This is a genomic window from Nostoc sp. (assembly GCF_036917235.1).
Lineage (GTDB): Bacteria > Cyanobacteriota > Cyanobacteriia > Cyanobacteriales > Nostocaceae > Nostoc.
Map to the genome: position 1 here is coordinate 25,265 of NZ_JBALDU010000006.1, position 17,671 is coordinate 42,935.

At 41.6% G+C, this 17,671-nt stretch carries 10 protein-coding genes and 1 pseudogene; 7 read left to right on the top strand and 4 right to left on the bottom strand.

The window, feature by feature from the left end; genetic code table 11:
* The first annotated feature begins 365 nt into the window (after positions 1–365).
* From ftsH to V7K44_RS01655, 3 genes are all read left to right on the top strand, one after another.
* The gene (ftsH, locus tag V7K44_RS01645; RefSeq protein WP_334928033.1) at positions 366–2,255 is read left to right on the top strand and encodes an ATP-dependent zinc metalloprotease FtsH; all 1,890 of its coding nucleotides are present in this window, start codon (positions 366–368) and stop codon (positions 2,253–2,255) included.
* A gap of 317 nt (positions 2,256–2,572) precedes the next feature.
* Positions 2,573–3,484 (top strand): DUF928 domain-containing protein, encoded by a 912-nt coding sequence (locus V7K44_RS01650; protein ID WP_334928035.1) that lies wholly within the window; start codon positions 2,573–2,575, stop codon positions 3,482–3,484.
* Between the two features lie 677 nt (positions 3,485–4,161).
* The gene (locus V7K44_RS01655) at positions 4,162–6,372 is read left to right on the top strand and encodes an ATP-dependent nuclease (protein WP_334928036.1); all 2,211 of its coding nucleotides are present in this window, start codon (positions 4,162–4,164) and stop codon (positions 6,370–6,372) included.
* A 184-nt stretch (positions 6,373–6,556) separates the two neighbouring features.
* Here V7K44_RS01655 and V7K44_RS01660 read toward each other — a convergent pair.
* Positions 6,557–6,781, bottom strand: a pseudogene (locus V7K44_RS01660) (pentapeptide repeat-containing protein); the annotation flags it as partial.
* A 153-nt stretch (positions 6,782–6,934) separates the two neighbouring features.
* On the opposite strand from V7K44_RS01660, the gene topA reads away from it, so the two are divergent.
* Positions 6,935–9,100 (top strand): type I DNA topoisomerase, encoded by a 2,166-nt coding sequence (topA, locus tag V7K44_RS01665; protein ID WP_334928038.1) that lies wholly within the window; start codon positions 6,935–6,937, stop codon positions 9,098–9,100.
* Positions 9,101–9,278: 178 nt separating this feature from the next.
* Here the strand turns inward: topA and V7K44_RS01670 are convergent, their stop codons facing one another.
* The 3 genes from V7K44_RS01670 to V7K44_RS01680 all read right to left on the bottom strand — a co-directional run bounded on the left by V7K44_RS01670 (position 9,279) and on the right by V7K44_RS01680 (position 10,491).
* A complete protein-coding gene (locus tag V7K44_RS01670; RefSeq protein ID WP_334928040.1) occupies positions 9,279–9,545 on the bottom strand; it encodes a type II toxin-antitoxin system RelE family toxin in 267 nt (88 codons plus the stop codon).
* On the bottom strand, positions 9,542–9,781 hold the full coding sequence (locus tag V7K44_RS01675; RefSeq protein WP_334928043.1) for a hypothetical protein: 240 nt from the start codon (positions 9,779–9,781) through the stop codon (positions 9,542–9,544). The genes V7K44_RS01670 and V7K44_RS01675 overlap by 4 nt, the downstream gene beginning before the upstream one ends.
* A 191-nt stretch (positions 9,782–9,972) precedes the next feature.
* Positions 9,973–10,491 (bottom strand): phosphoribosyltransferase, encoded by a 519-nt coding sequence (locus tag V7K44_RS01680; protein ID WP_334928045.1) that lies wholly within the window; start codon positions 10,489–10,491, stop codon positions 9,973–9,975.
* 75 nt (positions 10,492–10,566) lie between these two features.
* Between V7K44_RS01680 and V7K44_RS01685 the strand changes: the two genes are divergently transcribed.
* The 3 genes from V7K44_RS01685 (at position 10,567) to V7K44_RS01695 (ending at position 17,009) form a co-directional block, all read left to right on the top strand.
* A complete protein-coding gene (locus tag V7K44_RS01685) occupies positions 10,567–12,021 on the top strand; it encodes an MFS transporter (protein ID WP_334928047.1) in 1,455 nt (484 codons plus the stop codon).
* 147 nt (positions 12,022–12,168) lie between these two features.
* Positions 12,169–13,626, top strand: coding sequence for an efflux RND transporter periplasmic adaptor subunit (locus V7K44_RS01690; protein ID WP_334928049.1), 1,458 nt, complete (start codon positions 12,169–12,171; stop codon positions 13,624–13,626).
* Between the two features lie 53 nt (positions 13,627–13,679).
* Entirely contained in the window at positions 13,680–17,009 is a 3,330-nt protein-coding gene (locus V7K44_RS01695) for an efflux RND transporter permease subunit (protein WP_334928051.1), read from the top strand.
* Positions 17,010–17,671: the final 662 nt, after the last annotated feature.

Consider the following 17,671-nt stretch of genomic DNA (forward strand, 5'->3'; position numbering starts at 1 on the left):
AGCTACTATCGTCAGATTTCTTAAAAAGCGGAATCGTTATGACTATGTTTATCTTAGCGATTTGTGCCGGAATGTGTCAAATTAATATCTACTGGGGATTGGAGAGCAGGGGAGCAGTAAGTTTTTGTTTTTCCCCTCTGCCCCTTTGCACCTCTGCCTCTTGTACCAAATGCCCAGTCTTAACATCTGCATACTAGATAACCCTTGCTCAACTTTATGTAATAGCCTGAAGAAACTTGGGAATGCTTTTGTGAGGAAGTTAGACTAGATAAGAAAAGTGTAATTTCCAGTTATTACAATTTTTGATAGAAGAATAGGCATAAAACCAGCGCTTAACTTGTGCCAGCAGACAAAGGGTAATTATTATGACAAATTCGGGAAAAAAAGCATTGATAAAAAGGCAGTCTTCAAAGCGCGTTGCTTGGGTTGGTGCAATTGCTGCTAGTTTGATTATGTTGCCAGGAATTTTCGGAAGTACTCCTGTCATGGCACAAAAAGCAGAAACCACCCCCCTAAATTATGGTGACTTGATCAAGAAAGTGAAGGCGGGAGAAGTCGAGAAAGTAGAGCTTGACGAAACCGAACAGCTAGCAAAGGTTTATCTCAAGGGACAAAAGGAGAATACACCACCGCAACAGGTGAGACTTTTGGCGCAAAACACAGAGTTAATCAATATTCTCAAAGATAAGAATGTTGATTTTGGCGAAGTTTCCTCTGCGAACAGTCGAGCTGCTGTTGGACTGTTGATCAACTTGATGTGGATTTTGCCACTGGTGGCTTTAATGCTGTTGTTCCTCCGACGCTCTACTAATGCTTCTAGCCAAGCGATGAATTTCGGCAAATCCAAAGCTCGCTTCCAAATGGAGGCAAAAACTGGAGTGAAATTTGAAGATGTCGCCGGGGTTGAAGAAGCCAAAGAAGAACTCGAAGAAGTTGTGACTTTCCTGAAACAGCCTGAAAGATTTACCGCTGTAGGCGCACGGATTCCCAAAGGAGTGCTGTTAATTGGCCCCCCTGGTACTGGTAAAACTTTACTAGCAAAAGCGATCGCAGGTGAAGCGGGTGTACCATTCTTCAGTATTTCCGGTTCAGAATTTGTGGAAATGTTCGTAGGTGTGGGTGCATCTCGCGTGCGCGACCTCTTCAAGAAAGCCAAAGAGAATGCCCCTTGTCTAATATTTATCGATGAAATTGACGCAGTAGGTAGACAACGGGGCGCTGGTATCGGTGGCGGTAACGACGAGCGCGAACAAACCTTGAACCAACTGCTCACCGAAATGGATGGGTTTGAAGGTAACACAGGCATCATTATTATTGCCGCCACTAACCGCCCAGATGTTTTAGATACAGCGTTACTCAGACCGGGACGCTTTGACAGACAAGTAATGGTCGATCCACCCGATCTCAAAGGGCGACTGGAAATTTTGCAAGTCCACGCCCGGAATAAGAAAATCGATCCTAGCGTATCATTAGAAGCGATCGCTCGCCGCACTCCTGGTTTTACTGGCGCAGATTTAGCAAACTTACTCAACGAAGCCGCCATTCTCACTGCTAGAAGACGCAAAGAAGCTGTCACTCTTTTAGAAATTGATGCTGCTGTAGACCGAGTTGTTGCAGGTATGGAAGGTACCGCCTTAGTAGACAGCAAAAGCAAGCGCTTGATTGCCTATCATGAAGTTGGACACGCTTTAGTAGGCACATTGCTCAAAGACCATGACCCTGTGCAGAAAGTTACATTGATTCCACGCGGACAAGCACTGGGATTAACTTGGTTTACTCCCAACGAAGAACAGGGATTAATTTCCCGTTCCCAACTCAAATCCCGGATTACTGCTACTTTGGGTGGTCGCGCTGCCGAGGAAATCGTTTTTGGGAAGCCAGAAGTGACCACAGGTGCAAGCAATGACCTGCAACACGTTACAAGCATGGCGCGGCAGATGGTGACACGCTTCGGGATGTCAGAATTAGGCCCATTGTCCTTGGAAAATCAGAGTGGAGAGGTATTTTTAGGACGCGACTGGATGAATAAATCAGACTATTCTGAGGAAATTGCCGCCAAAATTGATTCACAAGTGCGCGAAATTGTTAGCAATTCCTACATTAAGGCTAAAGAACTGTTGGAAGAAAACCGCGTAGTTCTGGAGCGTTTAGTAGATTTACTAGCAGAACAGGAAACAATTGAAGGTGATGTATTCCGCAAAATTGTTGGGGATCATGTTCAGGTAGCCGATGAACAATTGGCTGTACCTCATTAAAAATATGAGTGGGAAATAATGTAGAGACGTAGCACTGCTGCGTCTCTACAAGGGTTCTGGATAACGCATCTTTAAATTTCACCAGATGTCTATTAAGAAATAGGCAAAACCTAATAGTCTATTAACTTTAGACTACTGAAAATCCAAAGGTTCATATTCCCGACTTCTTCAAAAAGTCGGGAATTTTGTTGTCAAAAAACTCAGAATGCTACCTCAGCCTTCACAGAAATTAGCACACATGAAGTCTTGCCACTGTAAAGCTTAGGCTATTGTATTATATATAACCAAATAATGTACTACAAGTAAACATAAACATCATGAAATATAGATTTTGGGCAAGTTATCTGCTTGCTGCTTTAGCATTTCTGCCCTTCGAGCCTGTGAGCATTACTCAGGTTTTGGCAACATCAGTTTACCAACTAGCACAAGCAAAATCTGCTTACACCCAATATATGCAGCTTGGTTATAACGAAACCAAACGGAGAAACTATAGAAAAGCTTTATTGAATTTTCAGCAAGCAGAGCGGCTACGTCCTGGAGATAGATATGCTACTTCTGCAATTAGAAATGTTACAAGTTACATTCAACGCGGTAAAAATCGTATCGCCTTTGTCCCAGGTAGACCTGGTAGGGTAAGATCGGCTGGAACACGAGGAAGTTGCTTTCAAGCTGGACAATATCTTATTCCCTTGACACCAACAGATAAAGAAGCTCAACGCACCACATCAGAGCGTCCCACATTCTTTTTCTACGTTCCTCAAACCTCGACAACAGTGCAAGCACTAGAATTTGTTTTACGGGATGGTGATAGCATCGACCCATTGTATAAGGGAACTTTCAAACCTGTTGGGCAGAATGGTATTGTTAGTGTAAATGTACCTGTCGATCAGCCATCTCTACAAATCGGTAAAGAGTACAATTGGACTTTTTCGATGATTTGCGATCCTAATAACCGCGATAAAGATTCGTATGTAGAAGGTACAATTGTGCGATCGCAAGATGAAAACCTATCTCTTCAGCTAAACCAACCAAACACAGACTTTGATCGGGCAGTTTTGTTTGCCACAGCCGGATTTTGGGAAGATGCTCTGAGAACTTTAGCTAATTTACGCCGCCAGCGTCCGAACGATCCTGAAGTTCAGAAATATTGGGAAGATTTGTTAAATTCAGTAGAGATTAAAGAAGTTGTAAATAAGCCTTTATTGCCCTGTTGTACTGTTCAGAAATAAATTCAATTATTTAAAACCTGGTTTTTATAAAGAAGCTGGGTTTTTTACTCTTCAATTTAAGATTAAGCGATCGCGAATACTTATGGCGTGGACGGTATCAATTCTCGCTAATTACTGCTGTAAGCCAAGCTGGTAGAGAGAACAGGAAGTGCTAGCGCGACAAAAGACGATGAATGCGATCGCCTGATTTTACGTTGAAAGCAGCATTTTTTAACTGCCAAGTGTGTCAAAAAATTAACAATACAAAAATACTATTAAGAAGACATGACTTGGAAGATATACAAACTTATACTATATATTTACTTAAAGCAGGTTACTATACACATAGTTCACTGCTAATTTACCTAAAAGTGGCAGATATACATTAGGAGTCTATATATTTACTGCAATTGAAGGTATAAGAAGTAAAAACCTATCCAATAAGAGTTAGCTTGCTAATTTATTGGTAGGTGTGTAGCTTTAAAGTTGCTGGTGGGACAATCTAAAGACTATGGTGTAGCTGCAAGTATTTATGGGCTAATTGCTATTGCAATGAGTCTCAACTTCAAAGCTGAGTCAATTTGAGCATAAGAATCTGTATTCTACTTGCAAGAGGGCAGCTTGTCAAGTTGAGCTTCTTGATTAAAAATTTCAACCACTAAATATTAAAATTTAGGCAATTAAAATCAGAGAACATTATGAAGCTTGAGAGCGTGGTTATCAAAAGATTTCGGAGCATTGAGAGTTCTGAATTAACTAATTGTGGTGGGTTTAACGTTCTTATTGGCAAGAACAACTCTGGTAAATCAAGTGTTCTTTCAGCTATACACGCTTTCTTCAACTGTTTACATAATGGTGAAGTACTTACTCTTAAACCGAAAATTGGTAGGGAGATTGATTTTTTTGATAAGAAGACTCAAGTTCCTATCGAGATTTCTCATACTTTTTCTTTAACACTGGCTGAAAGAGATGTTTTGATTCGAGACATTGTGACAGAATCGCCACAAATGAAAAATGCAGTTGATGGTATTGATCCCTCACTGCGTCTATTTGTAACTCTTGTTATTATGCCTCCATCATCATCTTTCAGTTACGTAAAGAAACTCAGTCTGGGAGGAACAGGAAAGGTTGGAACAAAACATTCTGATCCTGAAAGAGTTATTTTAAGCATTGATGAAACTAGTGCTTTGGAAATCTATGGTAATTTTTTATACTGCCATAAGTTAAGTAAAAAAATAGAAGAATTAAGTTCTTTTGACAGCGACAAACTTCGAGGATATTTACCACGACAAATACGTGAACGCCCACCAATGGAATATTTATCCTCAGTTTTAAATTTTAATACTGAAGTTATGTCATTAATCGAGAATAGAGTTGGTTCAAAAGCATCTTTTGAAGAAATAGAAAACATTATTTCAGAACTTATATCTAGTTTTAAAGAAGAATTTCAAGCAATTCTAAACCAACCCTTGAAGAATAAGGTAGGGACTTTTTCTGGTGAAGATTCTTCGATTCCTAATTATGTAAAAAATCTATTGCAAAGGATAGGCGAGATAAAAATCCTTTATCTAACAGAAAGACGTAAAGAGATAGGTAAAGAAGAAGCAGATCGCCTTCTTTCCTTAAAAGTAAAACGAGGTGGAAATGAGATTCTTAAAAATATTCAAGAAACTGTTGCTGCCTTGCTGGGGGTACATATAGATGCCTTTGAAAGTAGCCCTTCTTCGCCTACAAGCCAAGCATCGGCTGAGATGGACGTTGATAACTTTTTAGTAGAAGTAAATGGTTCAGGAATTAAAGAGGCTTTGAGATTATTACTAGATGTTGAATTTGAACATTCTGATATACTACTTGTTGAAGAACCAGAAATACATTTACACCCTGCTATCGAAACGAGCATGATGCGATATCTAAAACGTATCAGTAGTGACTGTCAAGTTTTTTTAACAACTCATTCAACTAACTTCTTAGATACTGCTGAAATGAATAATGTATATTTGGTGACAAAACCAAACTCTACTCAAATACAGCAATTGGATGTTGGAGAAGCTGAAGCAAAAATTCCACAAGAGCTTGGCATTAGGTTAAGTTCCCTCTTCATGTTTGATCGTCTTATTTTTGTAGAAGGTCAATCAGATGAAGATGCCATTCGAGAATGGGCTTCTGTATTAGGAATCAACCTTAGCCAAGCGAATGTAGGATTTATTCATATGGGCGGTGCACGCAATTTTGCACACTTTGCAACAGAAGCAACTCTGGAGTTTCTAACAAAGCGCCAAGTTAAAATGTGGTTTCTTATTGATCGCGACGAAAAAGAGGATTATGAAATTATTAAAATGCAAAAGATGCTTGGTAACAACGCTAAAATTAAAGTTTTAAAGAAACGAGAAATTGAAAATTATTTAATATGCTCAAGAGCTATAAAAATTTTTATAGCGTATAAAAAGAAATTAATAAGTAATTTAAGTCAGGAGTCGCCAACGGAAAGCGAAATTAATGCTGAAATTCATGTATGTGCGGAAATGCTAAAGCAGTTTGCCATAGATAAAAGAGTTGCTAAAATTGTGTGTAAACCTATTTATCCAGATGCAAAAGGGATTTTTAAGGATTTTACTAACCAAGAAACTGTTGTTAGGATAATAGACTCGATCCAAAAGATAATTGATCAGTTAGAATTAGAAAAAACAAATGTAGAGACTATCTATTCAAATAAATCTAATGAGATAAACGCTGCTTGGCAATCTAAAAAGTTAGACTTAGTTCCTGGTGATATCCTACTAGATGAAGTTTGTAAAAAATATAATGTTCGTTTTAAGAAAGAAAAAGATACTTCTCGATTAGCAAGTTTAATGGATAAAGATGAAATTGACCAAGAGATTAAAGACATTATTCAGGAAATAGTTGTTTAAAATAGGTTAGTGTGATCACTAATATCATATCGTGCATTAACTCTTGCGTAACGCATGAATCGATGCAGAAACACTGAACAATATCGCTGCGTTTCCGTTCATAACAAAAATATTGACTAAATTATAAAAAGATTAAAAAAGGCAAAATAATAAATTCATTGCTGTTATCTAATCGCCTAGTCAGCTACTTCAGATAAATCAGCAAATTCAATCCCGGAATCGTGCGGGAAAGTGTCCATAAAAACAGCGTAATGTAAATTACACCCAAACTCCATTGATAACAAGAAAGTGCAGAGATGATACCTGGTAGGTGTTCGTCTCGCAGACGAATGTTGTAAAATCCTAATTTAACTAGGTTGTTGAGGCTAAAATCATAATAGTTGCGGCAGTTACAACAGCGATCGCACAATCAGGCATCGCGTTGAGGTGATTTACCTCTAAACTGAGTTCAGCAATTTCCCAAGCTTTTTGTTACAGTATTCTATAAAATCCAGATGACGAGAATAGGCGATCGCTAATTGTAATTGCCAGTTTATTGCTCAGAATCAAGAATGCAGTTGCTATGATTAAACGCCTGCTTGTGGTCGAGTCTCCCGGAAAAGTCAAAAAACTCAGTCAAATTCTGGGTTCGGATTGGAAAGTTTTAGCCAGTTGTGGCCATATCCGAGAACTCAGCAATGAAGGAGACGATTCCTTGGGCTTCGTCATGGACGGCAGTAATGTCCGGTGCAATTACGTCCCGCGTGACCAACGAGCGAAAGAAACAATCCAGAAGCTCAAGTCTGCGGTGAGGCAGGTTGATGAAGTTGTCTTAGCAACTGACCCAGACCGGGAAGGTGAGACAATCGCTTGGCATCTCAAAGAAACGCTGGGTTTAAGGGAACCGAAACGAGTAATTTATACTGAGATTACAGCATCGGCGGTGCAAAGTGCGATCGCTAATCCCAGAAAGCTAGATCAAAATTTAATCGGTGCTGGGTTGTGCCGAGATTGTCTAGATAAGTTGGTGGGTTACAAAGGTAGTCCTTTAGTTTGGGCATTAAATAACGGCGCTAAAAGTGTTGGCAGAGTCCAAAGCGCGACATTGCACTTAATTTGTCAACGAGAAAACGAAATTCTGGCTTTTGTCCCCCAAGATTACTGGAGTGTGTGGGTAGATTATGCAGAAGGATTCCGAGCTTTTTACAAAGGGACAGTCGATTCTGCAAAAGATGCAGCAGACCAAGAAACTGAAACTCACGATGACGCAAAGGTAGGTAATAGTCCAGAAACACCAGAGTCTAAGCGTGTTCTTTCCGAAGCAGAGGCTACACGTTTAGTTGAAGAAGCAAAGCGACATCCTCATCAGGTGATTCATTTTGAAGGAAAAATTGTTAACCGCCAGCCACCGCCGCCATTTACAACTTCCAGCCTTCAGCAAGCAGCCGGTTCAAAGCTGAGGTTTGCTCCTGACAAAACTATGGTTGTTGCCCAAAAGCTCTATGAGGCTGGGCTGATTACATATATGCGAACAGATTCAGTTATGCTGAGTCCAGAATTTTGTGCTAGCGCCCGTAAATGGTTAGAGCAAAACGATCCGCCGAATGTACCGCAGCAAGTCGCCAAGCATCGTAGTAGCAAATCGGCTCAAGAAGCACATGAAGCGATTCGTCCAACTGATGTGTTTCGTCCCTCAGTTCAATTGCGTTTAGAACTTTCTGATGATGAGTTTAATTTATATGTAACGATCTGGAAACGGTCAATTGCTTCTCAGTGTCGGGCTGCTCAATTGCGTAAAACTCTGGTGATTACTCAGTCTGGTTCTCTACTGTGGTCAGCTAGAGGGCAAGTGATTGAATTTTACGGTTATGCCCGGTACTGGAACAATCTCAGCAAGGATAGTGTTTTACCTTCACTACAACAGGGACAAGCATTGAAACTGGAGAATGCTGGACATGAGCAGAAGCAGACGCAGCCACCACCCCGTTATAGCGAACCAAAATTGGTGCAGCTGATGGAACGTAAAGGAATTGGTCGCCCAAGTACTTATGCTCCTACTGTTGCTACCTTAAAAAAACGAAATTATGTCGAGTTGAAAAAAGACCATCTGCAACCAACAGCGCTAGGGTTAGAAGTTGATGCGTTTTTGCTCAAAGCACTGCCAGATTTACTAGAGGCAGAATTCACAGCAAAAATGGAAGATGCTCTTGATGCAATTTCCGAAGGAAAGAATTCTTGGCAGCATTATTTAACTAGTTGGAATCAAAATTACTTTATACCAGCGCTCTCTAAAGCTAAAACTGTAGTTGTGAGTTCCTCAATAGGTAAAGCTAATGTGGTAACTGAGCGCAAATATGAAACTTCCAAAACTCGTTGCCCTGAATGCAAAAATTTTCTTTCCAAAATTCCGAGTACTAAGGTCAAAAAGAAATATTTCCTCAAATGTACAAAAAGCTGTGAAAATGTCGTGCTATTTTGGAGCGACTTTAACAAAACTTGGCAGCCACCACAAACTAAAGCAGTCCAAGCTGAAAATCAACAAAAGCCTCCCGTAAAGATGACGGCATATCCCTGCCCAGTATGTAAAAAACCTCTAGAGGAGTACAGTTACATCAAAGAGGGGCAGAGTAAAACAATGTTGCGATGTTCTGACTCACAATCCCGTAAGGATACCAAACATAAAGATGTAGCTTATTTCAGTACTCAAAAAGGGTGGTGGAGTCCTAAGTTTGGGGAGTTAAATTGTTAGGTTCCACCATTGATATTTTTACTACCAATAATGACAACAAATCATTTAATTTTGTAAATCGTAAGGTATGTTATCGCGAGACAAGGGGTTTGCTTCTTCCTTAGTAAGCATAAATAATTGACAAACAAGCACTCAAAGTACCTAAAATCATCAAAAATTAATTACAAATTAATTAGTCCTAACTTTTATCGTTATAAACCTTGCTACGATGTCCAACTTCTACAACATTCACCACTAGAATATAATCGAAAATATCGTATATAACTCGATACTCACCTAGTCTAATCCTATAAGCATTTTCTTTACCTTTTAGCTTTTTTACCCCGTTTGGACGGGGTTCTATGGCTAAATCATCAATCTTAACTTGTATGCGTTCTTGAAGTTCTGGCGATAATTTTTTAAGTTGTTTTAATGCTCCCTTTAATATTTCAACTTGATAACTCACGCAACTTCCTTTTTTATTTCTCGTTTTAGTTCTTTTTTCGCTTCCTCCCATGACACGGAGCCATCAATATCAGCAGATTTTTTTGCAAGCTCATAGGCTTTGAAATCTTCCTCGTCCTCTTCATCTTCGATTTTTTGAAGTAATGCGTAAATCTCATCTAAAGTACTATCATAAGCTTGGTTTAGTAGTACGTTGATATCTTTAATTAATTGTTCGCGTTCGTGTGCTGATTTCATTTTTAATTATCCGAGGGTGATTTTACTTTTTTTGCCACCATCTCTAGTTTCGCGTAAAGTCCGGTCGGTTTTCAAGGATTTAACGAGCGATCGCTAAAATATAAAAAGCGACCAATAAGTTACAAAAATTGCATCTTAAGAAATCTGTTCGAGCATGAGCTGCTGTGAAATTAACTTTGTGTATATATTTATCAACACGGTTGATTTACCTTAGCCGCAAGTTGTGCGATGTTCATCTGCTCGTAGTGTTCAAAGGGTTGGTGAATCCAGGGGTTGTCAGCCAAGTAATCGACATAATAATCGGGTGCTATAACTGAACAAGCTTTATACCAAAGAACGGCGGTGCGAATTTCCTCAATTTGGGAATCAGTATTTTGCTTGAGCCAAGGTATAGTCTGTTGAAGTGTTACCCCAGAATCTACTAAGTCATCCACTAGGAGAATGCGCGAACCTAAGTTTTTGGTAGTCATTGTCAAGTGACGGGAGAAAATTAAATTACTTCTTTCTTGCTTACCAGCGCCACTGTAAGATGAGGTTGCTAAAATTGCCAGTGGTTGCTGGTATATTCGGGAAAGAATATCTCCTACTCGTAGTCCTCCTCTAGCAAGACAGATAATTTGGTTGAATTCCCAACCGGATTGATAAATCTGGATAGCCAGTTGTTCAATTTTTTGGTGATAATCTGACCAAGAAACATAAAGGTCTGGCATAAGTCTAACGGGAGTGGTAGATAGCTAGTATTGAAGGCGCGCAGATTTTTTATTTTAGTATGAGTGCAAAGTTTTATGAATGATTCTGCTGCTGATGGCGATGCCCAACGAGATATTCTCAGTGAAAAACTCGACTTGAAAACTAAGCTGGCTTACGGTGCAGGGGATTTAGGACCAGCAATTACTGCAAATATCTCTGTCTTTTATCTGTTGATTTTCTTTACCAGTGTTGCTGGTATCCCTGCGGGTTTAGCTGGCACTATTTTGATGATTGGCAAAATCTGGGATGGGGTAAACGATCCGCTTGTCGGGTTCCTGACTGATAAAACAAAATCTCGCCGTTGGGGCCGTCGTCTTCCCTGGATGTTTTATGGAGCAATCCCCTTTGGAATTTTCTTTTTCTTGCAGTGGATTGTACCGCGATTTAGTACAAATCAGAGTAATAATATTTGGCCGCTATTCTGGTATTACGTAGCAATTGGGATTCTATCTCAGTCCTTTTACACGGTTGTGAATTTGCCTTATACGGCGATGACTCCAGAACTAACTCAAGATTACGACGAACGCACCAGCCTTAACAGCTATCGCTTTACATTTTCCATTGGTGGCAGCATTCTGTCATTGATTTTAACGGGAATTGTTTTTTCGCAGATTGTCGATCGCCAACAACGATATCTGGTTTTAGCGGCCATTTGTACTGTCATTTCGATTTTAGGATTATATTGGTGCGTTTTTGGAGTCCGCGATCGCATCCTGGCTTTTGAGGCCAAACGCATCCTAGCTGAAGAACCTGCATCTCTCCCCTTCGGCGAACAGCTAAAAATTGTCTTTAGTAACCGACCTTTTTTATTTGTTATTGGTATATATCTTTTTTCTTGGCTAGGTGTGCAGATAACAGCCAGCATTATTCCCTATTTTGTAGTCAATTATATGGGTCTTAAAGAAGAATCAGATGTGCCCATGATTCTGATTGCAGTGCAAGGAACTGCTCTGCTGATGCTATTTGTCTGGGGAACGTTGAGTAAAAAAATCGGAAAAAAAATTGTTTATTTTCTGGGAATGAGTTTGTGGATAATAGCAGCGATCGGACTATTTTTCTTACAGCCTGGTCAAATAGTTTTGATGTATGTGATGGCTGTGATGGCAGGTATTGGTGTATCCACAGCTTATCTAATTCCCTGGTCAATGATTCCAGATGTAATTGAATTAGATGAACTGCAAACTGGACAACGTAGAGAAGGCATTTTTTATGGCTTCATGGTTTTGCTACAAAAATTTGGTTTAGCTTTTGGGCTGTTTTTGGTGGGAAATGCTTTGCAAGTATCTGGTTTCAAAGAATCTGTAGCTGGAAGCCCACTACCCATCCAACCGGAATCAGCACTGTTTGCTATTCGCGTTGCCGTTGGCCCCATACCGACAGTTTGTCTGATTTTTGGCTTAATTTTAACGTATTTTTACCCAATTACCCGCGAGATGCACGCTGAAATTATGCTGAAACTCAAAGAAAGGCAAAAGATGAGGGGGAGTTAAGTCACAGATCGCAACGGCTTAAAAAGAATTTCTTTCCAAAAGGGGTAGGCTAAAAAATAAATTATTAGTACACTAATGTTTAGTTTAACTAATATTGCGCTTATCTAATTAGAATCAATCGCAACCAACCATTTTGCGGAAGATGCGATGTCTAACGACAAGCTAGTATGTGTCTGTGCTTCCTCTTTCCCCCAGATTGTTGATATGCGCTGTTTAGCTCCTGTTCAGACGATAAAGCCTTCGTCTTTGGCTGCTGAAGCTGTTCCTCGTTTTCAGAGCATTATTCAAAGAGGGCGGTTTTCGCTACTTATATTAACTCTAGCGTACTTGTGTAGTGCCTGTAATGCAACTGACGCCCAATCAAGTGGCAAAGAAGCAGGAAAAAAACGAGCTGTGCCAGTGGTGGTTGCTACTGCGACTCAAAAAACAATTCCAATACAGCTATCGGCGACGGGAACAGTGGAAGCATATTCTACGGTATCTGTCAAGTCTCAGGTGGGCGGTCAGCTTACTGGTGTCTATTTTCAGCAAGGACAGAACGTTAAAAAAGGAGACTTGTTATTTAAAATTGATTCTCGTCCTTTACAAGCTGCGCTGATGCAAGCTAATGCTGCCAAAGCTAAAGATTTAGCCCAGGTGAAACAGGCACAGGCAAATGTCCTCAAAGCGATCGCTCAAGTGAATCAGGCAAAAGCGAATGTAGTCAAGGATAAAGCCCAGGCAACAAATGCAGATGCACAAGCGCAACGTTATAGTAGTTTGCTCAAGCAAGGGGCAATCAGTAAAGAACAGGCCGAACAGTATCAAACCAGTGCTGATGCTCAACAGGCGACGGTGAACGCAGATCGAGGTGCAGTGGCAAATGCTCAAGCAGCAGTGGCAGCAGCCCAAGCAGATGTCCAAAATGCTCAGGCAGCAGTAGCATCAGATGAAGCTGCGATCGACAATGCCAAAGTTCAACTTTCTTATAGTTCTATTTACTCGCCAATTGCCGGACGCACAGGTAGCCTAAAGTTAAATCAAGGGAACTTGGTACAGGCGAATGCCACCGATCCGCTAATTACAATCAGCCAAATTCGCCCGATTTACGTCAACTTTTCTATTCCCCAGCGATTGCTGCCAGATATCAAAAAATACAGTGCGAATAACGGCAAGTTAAAAGTCGATGCTTTACCTCCAAAAGATGCAGGGCATCCGGTACGGGGCGAACTCACCTTTGTTGATAGTGGAGTCAATACCCAAACAGGCACTGTTCAACTTAAAGGTACTTTTGCTAACGCTGATGAGCGCCTGTTTCCGGGGCAGTTTGTCAATGTAGTACTCAAACTAAGCGAAGAACCAAATGCCATTACTGTTCCTTCTCAGGCAGTACAGAGTGGACAACAGGGGCAGTTTGTGTATGTAGTTAAACCTGACAAAACAGCAGAAATGCGTTTAATTACCGTCGGCGATACCGTTGGGAATGAAACGGTAATTAAGCAAGGCTTGAAACCAGGTGAGCAAGTAGTTACTGATGGACAATTTAACCTCGTGCCTGGTGCCACAGTCCAAGTGAAACCGGAAGTAGGAAGCAGAGGGGCAGGGGAGCAGAGGGGAAATAAATAACTCAGCACTCTTAACTCAGCACTCTTAACTCCTCACTCATTGAAGGGAACGCGATGAACATTTCCGAGCTATTTATCCGGCGTCCAATCATGACGACTCTAGTTATGGTTGGCATTTTGATATTTGGGCTGATCGCTTACCAACAGCTACCTGTTAGCGACTTACCCAATGTAGATTATCCAACACTCCAGGTAACAGCTAATCTGCCCGGAGCTAGTCCTGAAACGATGGCTGCCTCAGTTGCAACTCCCTTAGAGCAGCAATTTTCTAGCATAGCGGGATTGAGTTCGATGAACTCTACCAGTTCTTTGGGTACTACACAGCTGACGCTGCAATTTGACCTAAATCGGGATATCGACGGCGCAGCCCAGGATGTGCAGTCTGCTATTTCTAAGGGAGCGAAGCAGTTACCGACTAATATGCCTAATCCACCATCTTACCGAAAGGTAAATCCGGCGGATCAGCCAGTTCTTTATATATCACTCAATTCGTCCATTCTGCCCCTGTCCACTGTAGACAAATATGCTGAGACATTGCTGGCACAACGCCTGTCAATGGTGGATGGGGTGGCGCAAGTGCAGGTTTTTGGTTCTCAAAAGTACGCAGTACGAATTCAGCTTGACCCCGAATCGCTTAGTGCTAAAGGGATAGGAATTGATGAAGTAGCTGATGCGATCGCTAACGGAAATGTCAATCTACCTACTGGGACACTTTACGGTAAGCAGCAGAATTCTACCATCCAAGCAAACGGTCAACTTAATGATGCCGCCAGCTATCGTTCTCTAAATGTGGCTTATCAAAACGGCGCACCAGTGCAGTTAGGTGAATTAGGTCAAGTCTTGGACAGCGTGGAAAATGATAAGATTGCGAGTTGGTATTTTCCTGTCAAGAATGAGAGTCGGGGAGCAGGGGAGCAGGGGAGCAGGGGAGCAGGGGAGAAATCGCAATCTAAAGTCCAAAATTCTGGCGTGCGGGCGATCGTTTTGGCAATTCAACGCCAACCGGGAACTAATACTGTTCAAGTTGTGGATGCAATCAAGAAACTGTTACCCACTTTTCGGACACAGATTCCGGCGGCTGTGAACATGGATATTCTCTACGATCGCTCTCAGTCAATTCGCGAGTCGGTGGATGATGTACAATTCACGCTGTTGCTCACCATCGCTCTGGTGGTGCTGGTAATCTTTCTGTTTCTCCGCAATATCTCTGCAACAGTCATTCCCAGTTTGGCAGTGCCGCTTTCGATAGTAGCGACTTTTGGGGTCATGGTTTTGCTAGGCTTCTCCCTCGATAACCTATCACTGATGGCGTTGACCCTTTCAGTAGGTTTCGTGGTTGATGATGCCGTAGTCATGCTGGAGAATATTGTCCGCCACATGGAAATGGGTGAAAGCCGCATGGAAGCAGCTCTAAATGGTTCTAAAGAAATTGGTTTCACAATTTTGTCTATGACCATTTCTTTAGTAGCAGTATTTATCCCGATACTGTTCATGGAAGGTATTCTGGGGCGATTATTCCGCGAGTTTGCTGTTACTATCAGCGTTGCAATCTTGGTATCTGGCGTAATTTCCCTTAGCTTAACGCCAATGCTGTGTTCCAGATTCTTGAGTCCACCTCATCATGAGGAAGATAAGAGAGCAGGGGAAGCAGGGGAAGCAAGGGAAGCAGAGGAAGATGAGGAAGATGAGGGAGATGAGGGAGATGAGGGAGAAATTCTTAACTCCCAATCCCCAATCCCCAGTCCCCAGCCTCCAGCCCCTAGTCTCCAGTCCCGAATCAAAAATTTCAACCGTCGTCTTTATAACTTTTCAGAAAACATTTTTAATGTGATATTGGGCGGATACGATTGGAGTTTGAAGAAATCACTCAAGTATCACCGCACGACGATGGTGATTTCGGGAGCGATTCTTGTAGCGACAGTATATCTATTTATCATTGTGCCTAAAGGGTTTGTTCCCAACGCAGATGTTGGACAAATTACGGCAACTACTCAGGCATCAGAAGATATATCCTTTGATGAGATGGTAAAACATCAACAGGCTGTAGCTGCGATCGCTTATCGCGATCCGAATGTCGATTCTATCAACTCTAGTGTCGGGGCTGGTGGACCAAATGCTTCCGCCAATGCTGGACGACTTTTAATCGAACTCAAACCCCGCTCTCAACGCCGTCTTAATGCTGACGAAGTTGTGCAAGAACTCCGACCGAAGTTGTCAGTTGTGCCTGGAATCAAGGTTTTCTTGCAAAATCCCCCAGCCATCAATGTCGGTGGACAACAGACAAAAGCACAGTATCAATTTACTCTGCAAACTCCCAATATTCAAGAACTTTACCAGTATGCTCCAGCCCTGGAAAATAAGCTTCGCACCATGTCAGATTTGCAAGATGTCAACAGCGATTTGCAAATCAAGAATCCCCAAATAAAAGTAGACATTAACCGCGACCAAGCTTCGGCTCTAGGTTTGACCGCCAATCAAATCGAAACCGCCCTGAGTAATGCTTATGGTACTCGCCAAGTTTCTACCATCTACGCCCCCGATAGCCAGTATCAAGTAATTATGGGCGTGGAACCAAAATATCAGCAAAATGCCAATGCTCTAGATTTACTCTCAGTTCGTGCCCCTAGCGGACAACTTGTACCTCTTAACGCTGTCGCAACCTTGAGCAAAGATGTGGGGCCGCTGACTATTAACCATAAAGGGCAACTAGCATCTGTCACCTTCTCCTTTAACCTCAAGCCAGGAGTTTCACTCGGTAACGTCACTGGCAAAATTGAAGAACTTGCCCGTCAAACCCTACCACCTACTATTAGTACAGCTTTCCAAGGTTCAGCACAGGCATTCCAGTCATCGATTCAGGGCTTAGGATTGCTACTGCTCGTGGCCATCTTGGTGATTTATATCGTGCTGGGGATTCTCTACGAAAACTTCATTCACCCACTGACAATCCTTTCTAGCTTACCCTCTGCTGGATTTGGGGCAATACTGACCCTGTTGCTGTTTCAAGTTGACTTGAATATTTACGCCTTCGTGGGCATTATTCTGCTAGTTGGGATTGTGAAGAAAAACGGGATCATGATGGTTGACTTTGCGATTATTGCCCGTCAAAACGGTAAAACGCCCTATGAAGCTATCTACGAAGCCTGCTTAGTGAGGTTCCGCCCAATTATGATGACGACAATGGCAGCACTCATGGGTACGCTACCCATTGCCCTTGGTTTAGGAGCCGGGGCAGATACACGCCGTCCCCTCGGTTTAGCAGTAGTTGGGGGATTAGTGTTCTCGCAGTTTCTCACACTTTATTTGACGCCCGTTTTCTACACTTACATGGAGTCTTGGCAAACCAAGCTAAAAAAACGCAGCTGGCGCAAACAGCCAGTTTAACGAGTCGCGGAAGTCCCCACCTTCAATGTACTCATAAGGTGGGGATTGTGAGCGGGGGATAAGGATTACATCTGGAATTGATTTTTTACGCAGTAAAAACAAATTCTGGATGTATGACGAATCCCCAGTATTTTCTGGTAGAATAGTCAGTGTCTTGACCATCAATGCCATAAGCGAAAACCAAGCTAATAGGTATATGTTGCGAGAAAAAAATTTGGGTCTTGGGAACCAGGACTCCTGCCCTTGGAGGGAATGTAAGACCAAAAAAACTACGAAGTAATTGATGGCTATTCCCAATGAATTGGGAAGCTCAGACTTGAGCCGTAGGCAAGTCTGAGTAGTTCACAACTCCCCCAACTGAACAAATAACACTTGGTTCATTTGTTCAGTTATGTTTAAACAATTCATTGTGGGAAAAATAGGATTTTTATTAAGCCTTTATTAAATATTCAAAAGCCCTCTACAAGCTAATTTTAAAGCCGTAGGGGGCTTTTGATATAAACAAGAAAGAATATTCCATACAAAAACTTTGTTCACGAGTAAGGTAGTTTTGGTTAGCAAAGCCCACTTACAGCAGTTTGCGACCAAATGCACCACAGAAATAGCTATCTAAACAGGCTCAAAAAATAGACCGCAATGATTAAACCAATTTAGAGCATTTT

What these genes read in the sequence shown, in the direction of transcription:
- ftsH (WP_334928033.1), top strand. Translation starts at nt 366, where the DNA reads ATGACAAATTCGGGAAAAAAAGCATTGATAAAAAGGCAGTCTTCAAAG.
- V7K44_RS01650 (WP_334928035.1), top strand. Translation starts at nt 2,573, where the DNA reads ATGAAATATAGATTTTGGGCAAGTTATCTGCTTGCTGCTTTAGCATTT.
- V7K44_RS01655 (WP_334928036.1), top strand. Translation starts at nt 4,162, where the DNA reads ATGAAGCTTGAGAGCGTGGTTATCAAAAGATTTCGGAGCATTGAGAGT.
- topA (WP_334928038.1), top strand. Translation starts at nt 6,935, where the DNA reads ATGATTAAACGCCTGCTTGTGGTCGAGTCTCCCGGAAAAGTCAAAAAA.
- V7K44_RS01675 (WP_334928043.1), bottom strand. Translation starts at nt 9,781, where the DNA reads ATGAAATCAGCACACGAACGCGAACAATTAATTAAAGATATCAACGTA.
- V7K44_RS01680 (WP_334928045.1), bottom strand. Translation starts at nt 10,491, where the DNA reads ATGCCAGACCTTTATGTTTCTTGGTCAGATTATCACCAAAAAATTGAA.
- V7K44_RS01685 (WP_334928047.1), top strand. Translation starts at nt 10,567, where the DNA reads ATGAATGATTCTGCTGCTGATGGCGATGCCCAACGAGATATTCTCAGT.
- V7K44_RS01690 (WP_334928049.1), top strand. Translation starts at nt 12,169, where the DNA reads ATGTCTAACGACAAGCTAGTATGTGTCTGTGCTTCCTCTTTCCCCCAG.
- V7K44_RS01695 (WP_334928051.1), top strand. Translation starts at nt 13,680, where the DNA reads ATGAACATTTCCGAGCTATTTATCCGGCGTCCAATCATGACGACTCTA.